Origin of the sequence: Actinomadura sp. KC216, assembly GCF_004348535.1 — a bacterium.
GTDB lineage: Bacteria > Actinomycetota > Actinomycetes > Streptosporangiales > Streptosporangiaceae > Spirillospora.
This window is the reverse complement of the sequence record NZ_SMJX01000418.1, coordinates 1-6,237: the sequence shown is the minus strand read 5'-3', so window position 1 is coordinate 6,237 and position 6,237 is coordinate 1. Positions and strand designations below refer to the sequence as shown.

Sequence of the window (6,237 nt, the reverse complement as noted above, 5' to 3'; positions counted from 1 at the left end):
GGTGAAGGGCGCGGGGGCGGTGCCGCGGGCGGCGATCCGCGCCGAGGTGATCGTGAGGTCGAAGTGGGCCCACACCATGGCGGCGCCGGACAGGCGGCGGGCCGTGGCGCGGATGAGATGGACGTCCGGGGAAGCGGGGACGATCAGCAGGATGGACACGCCGCGGTCGAGGTCGGCGGCGGTGGGGCTGTCGGGCCAGATCGCCACGCGCAGCAGCCGGCCGTCGATCACGCGCAGTTCTCCGATGTCGGGAACGCAGACCCGGGGCGGGCCCTCCGCGGAATAGGTGATCATGACGACCGGGCGCTGCCGCGCCTGAGAGCTCTTGATGGCGTTGAGGTAGGTCGCGAGGACGTCGGGCGATGCTGACATCGGCAGGTCCGCCTTACGTCGAAGGTCCGGCCGGCCCGATGTCCGGACCGGCCGCACATCCACCGGTTATCGAATGTATGTTCGATCCTAGTGCATCAGACCGTCCGCTCGCGCCCGCTTATTCGGATTCGTGAACCTGGTCGGAGGTGGGGTATTCGACCAGGGCCAGCACCCGGCTGGACATGAAACGGGCCGTGCGGACGGCGGTGCCGGTGCGGGTGACCTCGCTGACCTCCACGACCCCGCGACGGGTCGCGATCTCCACGCGGCGGCCGGCCCGGCTCGCCACGACCTCGTACGTCCGCGTCCCCTCGCCACCGGCATCGATGACGATCTCGACCCTGTCGCCCTTCATCCGCGCGAACCTCCAGTAGTCGAACGTATATTCGACTTATACCCGGAACATCGGGCCACCAACCCTGCGCGCCGGTGCGAATGCGCTGGTCAGGCCACGAGATTGACGATCGCCACCAGGCCGACGACCACGATGACGCCGCGCAGCACCAGCGGCGGGATGCGGCGTCCGACCCGGGCACCGATCAGCCCGCCGAGGGTGGCGCCGGACGCGATCAGCAGCACCGCCCACCAGTTGATCTCGGTGTCGGAGACCAGCCACAGGAGCGTGAACAGCAACGCCGCGGAAGCGTTCACGATGGCCGACAGGACGTTCTTGGCCGCGTTCACGCGCTGCAGGTCCTCGTCCAGCATGATGCCGAGGAGCGCGATGAGGATGACGCCCTGCGCGGCCCCGAAGTAGCCCCCGTACACGCCCGCCAGCAGGACCCCGACCCACAGCAACGCGCCGCCGTGCGGACGGTGCTCGCCTTCCCGGCGGCGCAGCACCCACTTCTGCAGCCGCGGCTGCACCACCACCAGGACCACCGCGATCGCGATCAGCGCGATCACGATGACGTCGAACGCCTCGGGCGGAAGGCCGAGCAGGAGCAGCCCGCCGATCACGGCCCCGACCAGCGAACCGACCCCGAGCCGCAGCAGCCGCTCGCGCTGCCCCTTCAGCTCCTCGCGGTAGCCGTACGCGCCGGTCACGCTGCCTGGGATGAGCCCGATGGTGTTGGACACGTTCGCCACCACGGGCGGGTACCCGAGCGCCACCAGCGTCGGGAAGGTGATCAGCGAGCCGGAACCCACGACGGTGTTGATGCCACCGGCGGCGACCCCTGCCGCGAACACCGCGACCGCGTCCAGCAGGTTCACGTCGGATCCACCCCGGCACTACGAGTCCAGTACGGCGCACACATCGTAGGGACACCGCCGTCCGGCACCATCGTCTGGGGGTGCTTCTAGGACGAATCACCCCGTTTCAACGACCAGACCACCGCCTCAGCGGCCGGGCTCGCGCCCGCTGAGCCGGCCGGGTCAGCGGGCGGGGTTAGCGGGCAGGGTTAGCGGGCGGAACGGGCGTACCAGCGACCGTTCTGGCGGTCGACGGCCAGCGGAAGGCCGAAGGTGCCCGACAGGTGCTCGGCGGTGAAGACCTCGTCCACCTTGCCCTGGGCGACGACCTCGCCGCCGCGCAGCAGCAGCGCGTGCGTGAAGCCCTCGGGGACCTCCTCCACGTGGTGCGTGACCATCGCCATCGTGGGCGCGGCGGGGTCGTCGGCGAGGGCGGCGAGGCGGGCGACGAGGTCCTCGCGGCCGCCGAGGTCGAGTCCGGCGGCGGGCTCGTCCAGCAGGAGCAGCTCGGGGTCGGGCATCAGCGCGCGGGCGATCTGGACGCGCTTGCGCTCACCCTCGGACAGCGTGCTGAACGTGCGCCGGATCAGATCGGAGCAGCCGAGCGCGTCCAGCAGCGCGACGGCGCGGCTCACATCGGTCGAGTCGTACTCCTCGCGCCAGCGCCCGATGATCGCGTACGAGGCCGTCAGGACCAGGTCGATGACCTTCTCGTCGTCCGGGACCTTCTCCGCGAGGGACGAGCTGGCAAGGCCGATCCGGGGACGCAGCTCGAACACGTCCGTCCGGCCGAGCCGCTCCCCCAGGACCTCGGCCGTGCCGTCGGACGGATGCATCATCGCGGCGGCGATCTGGAGCAGGGTCGTCTTCCCGGCGCCGTTCGGACCGACGATGACCCACCGGTCGCCCTCGTTCACCGTCCACGTGACATCGCGCAGCAGGGTCGCCCTGCCGCGCCTCACCCCGACTCTGCGGAGCTGAAGCACCTCGCCGGCCATCGCGCCCCTTCGTCCCCAATCCCGGTGGTCGCTGATCCTCAGAAGAGAACCTATGCGATGAAGCCGCGCGCGTGGCCCCCGGGATTACCACCCGCGACGCCCCTCCAAGGATCCGACCGCGCCGCCCGGAGGGTTCGACCGCGGCCCCAGCGGGCCTGGCGGCGGCGCCCCGGGGGTCCGGCGACTGTGGCCCCGAGGATCCAGCGGCGCAAGAGGTTCGTTACGTGCCGCGGCACCGTCGGCCCGAGCGCTTATGGTGGTTCGCATGCCGATCAGGGAGTATTGGGAACGGCGATGAGCAAGGACGCAGCGACCGCACTGGTCGCGTGGGGGAATGCGTGGCTGACCGGACACGTCGGCCTGGACGAGGCGGTCGACGCGGTCGAGAAGAGCGCGGGCCCGCAGATCCTGGGCGGCGAACCCGCCGAGGTGACGCTGCGCCGCGGCCTCGGTGACCTGCGCGTCGGCGGCATGGCGGCGCTGCGGCTCGCCCTGCCCGAGCCTGGCGACCCCCTCGGGCTGAGCGGCCCGCCGGAGCTGAACCGCACGGCGATCGACGCGGGCGCGGCCGTCGTCGCGGTGCTCGGCGAGCGCGCGATCGGGCTCGTCCCGTCCGAGGACCGGCGCGGGTCGTCCTACGTCGGCGTCCGCTGGACGACCCATGACGCCTCGGCCGGCGCGCCCGACGTCCCGTCCCTCGCGGACGCCGACCGGCAGCTCACCCTCGCCATGCGGGACGCCACCGAGGTGCTGCTGACCGTCGACGACCTCGCCGGCGTCCCGCCCGAGATCGCCGACGCGCTCACCGCGCTGCGCGACCCGGACCGCGGCGACCATCCGCTCGCCCCCGGCTACCCGCCCCGCGCGCACCGCGTCGCCGCGCTCGCCGGGCGGCTGTCCCTCGTCGTCGACCTGGCCCGCCAGATGGACGACGGCGGCCTCAGCGCCGACCAGATGAGGCGCCGGGGCGAGGCCCTCCGCCTGCTGGACGGCGCCGTCCGCCGCGCCCTCGTCGCGGCATGCAACAGCGCGTTCGACCCCGTCCCGTAGACGCCGTCCCGCAGGCGCTATCCCGTGGGCGCTATCCCGCAGGCTCGTCCAATAGGAAAACGGGGCGCCCCGGGAAGGGACGCCCCGTTCCGTCACGCGCCGGACGGCGGCTCGAAAAGCAGGCCGATGATCAGGCGCGGACCACGATGGTGTTGCAGACCTTGTCGGCGAACGTCTGCTTGCGCTCGTCCCACAGCGGCCAGAGGAAGCCGAGGTAGCACAGCGCGCTGTCGAGCATGTGCGCGATCTTGCGGACGAAGGCCATACCGAAGCCGATCGGCTGGCCCGTCTGCGCGCTGACGAGCCGGATGCCCATCTGCCGCTTGCCGATGGACTGGCCGGTCGTCCCCTCCTGGTGGCAGATCCACAGGCCGCCCGCGAACGAGATGATCAGGCCGACGATCACCAGCAGGAAACCGAACAGGGCGGCGCCCCCGCTCCCGGTGGCGGAGAGGATCAGGAACAGGATGTACATGACGAACGCCGGGGCGCCGAAGATCAGGTAGTCGATGATGTAGCCACCCGCACGAGAGCCCCACTCGGCCAGCTGGCCCGTCGAGCCGTAGTGGTGGTGGTGCACCTCCTGGTAACCGGCCTGCGCCGGCGGCGCCGGCGGCTGGCCGTACCCGTGCTGCGCCGGGGGCTGACCATAGCCGGGCTGCGCCGGGGGCTGACCGTACCCAGGCTGGGCCGGCGGCGCCGGCGGCTGACCGTACCCGGGCTGCGCCGGGGGCTGGCCGTAGCCGGGCTGGGCTGGGGGCTGCTGGCCGTACCCGGGCTGTTGCTGCCCGTAGCCCGGCTGCTGACCGTAGGGGTCGTAGGGGTTACCCACACTTGCTCCTTATTGATTGACCCTGTGGTTGTGTGACGCCCGCCGGACCCGGTGGGCTCCGCAAGTCTGGCCGAGGACCGGCCACAGCTCAAACCCGCAGAACTCCGAACCGGACGAGCTGCCACAGCTCCGACCCCACGAGGGCGGTGCCGAGCATCCAGGCACGGGTCTTCGGCTGGAGTGCCCACCACCGTCCTCCCGGTCCCAGTGGTGCGAGCGCCACGGCGATCGCGCCGGTGAGCGCCATCGGATTCGCCAGCACGGCCTGGGCCGGACGGCCCCCGCCGAGCTCGATGAAAACGGTGGTGCTCCCGCACATGGGGCACGGAATTCCGGTGAGCGCCCGTAGGGGACAGAGCACGCCGGGGTCGTTGACACGGTGGATCCATGACGCGCCGATGGCCGCGATGGCCATCGCCGCAACACGCAGCACCACACCCAGGGGTCCGTGCCGCGCTGCGGTGAGGGTCCGGCTGACGATCCCCCCGAGCACACCTTCCGGTGCACTGGTGGCCGCCGCCCCGGGCGCTCCCCCCAACGAATCCTCCGCCTCGATGACATACAGATGAGTGACCCGTATACCGGGTCCACCCTGAGGCGGGTCAAGTCCTGGCAACGATCTGCGATCGGACCGTTACCGAGTGCTGAGTGATACCGCCCCAGGGGCAAGAGTAGGACAAATCGCCAGCTACATGGGCACTCTTTCGCCCGATGGGTCCTACGAATCGCCCGAAAACATGACACGTCCCACACTCGGATGACGCGGCCCAGGACATCACGACGACCGCGACGGACCCGACCGAAAGGGTGGCGAAGAACACGCCCCCAGGCCGCCAGAACAGCGCGGCCAAAGCCTCCCAGATGGACCAAACTCCGCCAGAAACAGGCAGAGCCCACCCCGGGCCGAGACACGAACTCACCGACGAAACAGCGCCCACCGAACAAGCACGAACGTCCCCAAGCCAAAGAAGCGCCCCACCGAGCAGGCGGCCACCGAGAACCCGCCCACAAGCAAAAGCCGCACACCGGAGCCCGGCGCAGGACGAGAGAACGCCCCCACGAGAACGCGAGGACAGCGCGAAGACACAAGGACGCAGGGACGCGGGCACGCGATGAGGACGCGAAGACAGGAGGACATGGCCACGCGAGGGCATGAGGAGGACGCGCGGACGAGCGAGAACGCGAGGACGACACGGAGACACAGGCGCGCGCACGCGAAGAGGACACAGAGACACAGAACACGCACACGCGAAGAAGACACGAAGACAGGAGGACACGGGCACCCGAGGGCATGAGGAGGACGCGCGGACGAGCCGGAACGCGAGGACGACGCGGAGACGCGGAGATAAAGAACGCGCGCACGCGAAGAAGACACGGAGTCAGGAGGACACAGGCACGCGAGGACGTGCGGACGACGCAGGCACGCGAGGACGCCGGGATGCCGAGACGCGGGGAGACCGTGGAGTCAGGAGGACACAGGCAGGCGAGGACGTGCGGAGGACACGGGGACACAAGGACGCGCGCACGCGAAGAGGGCACGCAGACAGGTGGACACGGGCACGCGACGACGCGAGGACGACGCTGAGACACCGGACGCGTGCACGCGAAGAGGACGCGGGGACAGAAGGACGCGGGGGCGCGAAGAAGGACGCGGGGGCGCGAGGACGGGGACACGCGAGACACCAGGGCGCGGGGAACGAAGGCGCGGGGAACGAAGGCGCGGGGAACGAAGGCGCGGGGAACGAAAGCGCGTGAAGCCAGGGCGTGGGACATGAATGGAGCCCAGGGAGG

Annotated in this window: 7 protein-coding genes; 1 reads left to right on the top strand and 6 read right to left on the bottom strand. The window is 70.8% G+C overall.

Annotation, left to right across the window (positions count from 1 at the left end; all coding sequences use genetic code 11):
• The 4 genes from E1264_RS38860 to E1264_RS38845 all read right to left on the bottom strand — a co-directional run.
• A partial coding sequence (locus E1264_RS38860) for a hypothetical protein (RefSeq protein WP_132181959.1) occupies positions 1-372 on the bottom strand: 372 nt, incomplete at its 3' end.
• Positions 373-490: 118 nt separating this feature from the next.
• Positions 491-727, bottom strand: a complete 237-nt coding sequence (locus tag E1264_RS38855; protein ID WP_132181957.1) for a hypothetical protein — start codon at positions 725-727, stop codon at positions 491-493.
• A gap of 89 nt (positions 728-816) precedes the next feature.
• A complete protein-coding gene (locus E1264_RS38850) occupies positions 817-1,587 on the bottom strand; it encodes a sulfite exporter TauE/SafE family protein (RefSeq protein ID WP_132181955.1) in 771 nt (256 codons plus the stop codon).
• Positions 1,588-1,775: 188 nt separating this feature from the next.
• A complete protein-coding gene (locus E1264_RS38845; protein ID WP_132181953.1) occupies positions 1,776-2,564 on the bottom strand; it encodes an ABC transporter ATP-binding protein in 789 nt (262 codons plus the stop codon).
• A gap of 294 nt (positions 2,565-2,858) precedes the next feature.
• On the opposite strand from E1264_RS38845, the gene E1264_RS38840 reads away from it, so the two are divergent.
• Entirely contained in the window at positions 2,859-3,614 is a 756-nt protein-coding gene (locus E1264_RS38840; RefSeq protein ID WP_132181951.1) for a hypothetical protein, read from the top strand.
• A gap of 130 nt (positions 3,615-3,744) precedes the next feature.
• Here the strand turns inward: E1264_RS38840 and E1264_RS38835 are convergent, their stop codons facing one another.
• Both E1264_RS38835 and E1264_RS38830 read right to left on the bottom strand, forming a co-directional pair.
• Complete coding sequence (locus E1264_RS38835; protein WP_132181949.1) at positions 3,745-4,446, bottom strand: RDD family protein; 702 nt, start codon at positions 4,444-4,446, stop codon at positions 3,745-3,747.
• A gap of 88 nt (positions 4,447-4,534) precedes the next feature.
• Complete coding sequence (locus tag E1264_RS38830) at positions 4,535-4,882, bottom strand: DUF2752 domain-containing protein (RefSeq protein ID WP_243711437.1); 348 nt, start codon at positions 4,880-4,882, stop codon at positions 4,535-4,537.
• Positions 4,883-6,237: the final 1,355 nt, after the last annotated feature.

Bases quoted from the DNA above. Each gene is read 5' to 3' on its own strand.
- E1264_RS38855 (WP_132181957.1), bottom strand. From the start codon at position 727: ATGAAGGGCGACAGGGTCGAGATCGTCATCGATGCCGGTGGCGAGGGG.
- E1264_RS38845 (WP_132181953.1), bottom strand. From the start codon at position 2,564: ATGGCCGGCGAGGTGCTTCAGCTCCGCAGAGTCGGGGTGAGGCGCGGC.
- E1264_RS38840 (WP_132181951.1), top strand. From the start codon at position 2,859: ATGAGCAAGGACGCAGCGACCGCACTGGTCGCGTGGGGGAATGCGTGG.